This is a genomic window from Sphingopyxis sp. (assembly GCF_041916015.1).
Classification (GTDB): Bacteria; Pseudomonadota; Alphaproteobacteria; order Sphingomonadales; family Sphingomonadaceae; genus Sphingopyxis.
On record NZ_JAYSAH010000063.1, the window covers coordinates 1 to 3,107 of the forward strand.

The 3,107-nt window shown below is 65.3% G+C and carries 3 protein-coding genes; all 3 read right to left on the reverse strand.

Annotated features, from left to right (window positions below):
* Window positions 1-239: 239 nt before the first annotated feature.
* The gene (locus ACE3SL_RS09695) at window positions 240-692 is read right to left on the reverse strand and encodes a ribbon-helix-helix protein, CopG family (RefSeq protein WP_374525534.1); all 453 of its coding nucleotides are present in this window, start codon (window positions 690-692) and stop codon (window positions 240-242) included.
* 7 nt (window positions 693-699) lie between these two features.
* Window positions 700-2,685: a conjugal transfer protein TraG gene (locus ACE3SL_RS09700; protein ID WP_374525532.1), complete on the reverse strand. Its 1,986-nt coding sequence runs from the start codon at window positions 2,683-2,685 to the stop codon at window positions 700-702.
* Window positions 2,686-2,708: 23 nt separating this feature from the next.
* Window positions 2,709-3,107, reverse strand: a 399-nt coding sequence (locus ACE3SL_RS09705; RefSeq protein ID WP_374525533.1) for a DUF3363 domain-containing protein, incomplete at its 5' end; no start/stop codon positions are given.

Genomic DNA, 3,107 nt, shown 5'->3' on the forward strand with positions numbered 1-3,107 from the left:
GGCGCCGAGCGCTGTGCGCAGCATCCGTGCGCCGCGCGCCAAGCCCTCTGGATTGTGATGTGAACCGGCCATTCGATCCCCGTTCATGCCGGGGAGACATCAGACGGCCCCCTGACGGGGATGATTAAAAGAGCCGCAAATCAGGCGGATTCAACAGAGAATTGAGAGCGTAGTAGTGTGGCGTGCAAATACAGGAGAATGGCGGTGGGAGCATCATCTTGCGAGATGACGGCTCGTTACTATTCGCTGCGCGCGCGAGCTTCTTCACCCATCGCGTCGTTGCTGTCTTCCGAGATTTCCTGCCTCAGCTTCGGTCCCTTCGCCAATCGTCGGCCAAGCGCGACGACGAATTGGTCATAGCGTTCGCCGGCCTTGGCGCGGGCGGCTTGCGCGGCGGGTTCCGGCAGCGCCGGCGTGGTGGCGACCCAGAAGCGCACGAACACGGCCAGCATCTCGACCGAAATGCCGACATCGCGTTCCAGCCGTGTCATGCGGCGATCGAGCTGGTCCAGGCGCTTGGTGGTGGCGGCCTCCTGCCGCTCGGCGGCATCGGGCGACAGGAAGGATTCGATGGCCGCTTCGGCGATCAGCGATCGGGAATGATCGCGGCGCGCTGCATGTTCGGCGAGGCGGCGCATCACCGCCGGGTCGAGATAGACGGACAGGCGCTGCTTTTTGGGTAACTTCGGCATGGCCGCCTCACAGCTCCATGCCATCGCCCGGATCGAGCGAGACTTGACGGGCAACGCCCTGCATCAGCCGGTTCATCCGGCTGTTGTGGACCGTGTCATCCTCAGCCTCGTCGGCAAGGCCGATCTCGAACTCGTTCTCGAGCGGAGCCTTCTTCTCGACAGGCTCCACGCGATTGAGTTCGGGTTGCTGACGACGTTCGGAATCGGTCGGATCTTCATCGCTGGCTTCCGCCGCCGATCCCGGCCCGGCCGTCTCAGGTCGAAGTGGGAGCGGCAGCGCGGTCCAGTCGTCGGAACGCCCCTGTTTCGGGACGGCTAGCGCTGGCGGCGGCAGGATGCGCTCCTTGAAACGCGCGTCCTCGTAGTAGCGGGCCTTCTTCGCCCGGATCGGCGGCGTGCCCGCGACCATGACGATCTCATCGCTCGGCGGAAGCTGCATGATCTCGCCGGGGGTGAGCAGCTGGCGGGCCGTTTCCGAACGCGACACCATCAGATGTCCGAGCCACGGCGACAGCCGGTGCCCGGCATAGTTTCGCATCGCCTTCATCTCGGTCGCGGTGCCGAGCGCGTCCGATACGCGCTTGGCCGTGCGCTCGTCGTTGGTCGCGAAGCTCACCCGCACATGGCAGTTGTCGAGGATCGAATTGTTCGCGCCATAGGCTTTCTCGATCTGATTGAGGCTTTGCGCGATCAGGAAGCTCTTGAGGCCATAGCCGGCCATGAAGGCCAGCGCGGACTCGAAGAAATCGAGCCGGCCGAGCGCCGGAAATTCGTCGAGCATCAGCAGCAGCCGATGACGGCCGACCTTGGCCTGGAGATCCTCGGTCAGGCGGCGACCGACCTGATTGAGGATCAGGCGGATGAGCGGCTTGGTGCGGTTGATGTCGGACGGCGGGACGACGAGGTAGAGCGTGGTCGGATGCCTGGCCGTAACGATGTCGGTGATCCGCCAGTCGCAGCGGCGCGTCACTTCTGCCACGACGGGATCGCGATAGAGGCCGAGGAAGGACATGGCGGTCGACAGCACGCCCGATCGCTCGTTGTCGGATTTGTTGAGCAGCTCGCGCGCGGCGCTGGCGATGACGGGGTGCGGCCCGGCTTCACCGAGATGCGCGGTCTTCATCATCGCGGCGAGCGTCGACTCGATCGGCCGCTTCGGATCGGAGAGGAAGGCGGCGACGCCAGCGAGCGTCTTTTCCTCTTCAGCGTAAAGGACATGGAGGATCGCACCGACCAGCAGTGCGTGGCTGGTTTTTTCCCAATGGTTGCGCTTCTCGAGCGAGCCTTCGGGATCGACGAGGATGTCCGCGATGTTCTGGACGTCGCGCACCTCCCATTCGCCGCGGCGGACCTCCAGCAGCGGATTGTAGGCCGATGATTTCGGGTTGGTCGGATCGAACAGGAGCACGCGGCCATGTCGCGCGCGAAAGCCGGCGGTGAGTTGCCAGTTCTCGCCCTTGATGTCGTGGACGATCGCCGATCCAGGCCAGGTCAGCAGCGAGGGGACGACCAGGCCGACGCCCTTGCCTGAACGGGTCGGCGCGAAGCACAGCACATGCTCCGGTCCATCATGGCGAAGATAGTGACGGTCGTAGCGGCCGAGCACAACGCCATCGGGACCGAGAAGTCCCGCTGCCTTCACTTCCTCCGCCTCGGCCCAGCGAGCGGAGCCGTAGGTCTCGACCTTCTTGGCCTCGCGTGCGCGCCAGACCGACATGCCGATGGCGACGGCCACCGAGATGAATCCGCCTGACGCCGCGATCCACGCGCCCTCGATGAAGATCGACGGCGCATAGGCATCAAAGCCATACCACCACCAGAAGAAGGCGGGCGGCAAATAGAAGGGAAAGCCGAACAGCCGGAACCACGGCGTCCCAAGCTCCGGCTGGAAGGCGAGCCGCCAGGCCACCCATTCCGTCGCGCCCCAGGTCGTGACGAGCACGATAGCGGAGACGATCAGAATTTGGCCCCAGAGGATTTTCGTCGCGGACATGGCAATGGTCTTTCTGCGAGGGATCAGAGGCCGAGGCCCCGCTTGCGCCCGAAGCTCCAGTCGATGCCGCCGTCGCTACGGGCGACGCCGGAGACGTGGCGGCCGAGCTGCGTTTCGAGAGAGGGAGTCCAGGGCACGAGCTGGAAGCCGAGCCCGTCGTCGATCATGGCGAAGCGGCCGGAGGCGAGCGTGAAGCGCTGCCGATAGGAGCCGGCGACATATTCGCCGCTCGCGGCGCGGGTGAACGGCCGCCCGGTTTCCGCCGCGACCTTCTCGCCGAGCATCTCCAGCTCCCGGCGGCGTAGCGTGTCGATCAGGTTCCGGGTGAAGGTGATGCTCTGGCCATGCCGCTCGCCGAGGCCCTGATCGACCAGGTGTTCGGCGCGGCGTTCCATCGCCTGCCGCACCTCGGCGCCGAAACC

Bases quoted from the DNA above. Each gene is read 5' to 3' on its own strand.
- ACE3SL_RS09695 (WP_374525534.1), bottom strand. From the start codon at position 692: ATGCCGAAGTTACCCAAAAAGCAGCGCCTGTCCGTCTATCTCGACCCG.
- ACE3SL_RS09700 (WP_374525532.1), bottom strand. From the start codon at position 2,685: ATGTCCGCGACGAAAATCCTCTGGGGCCAAATTCTGATCGTCTCCGCT.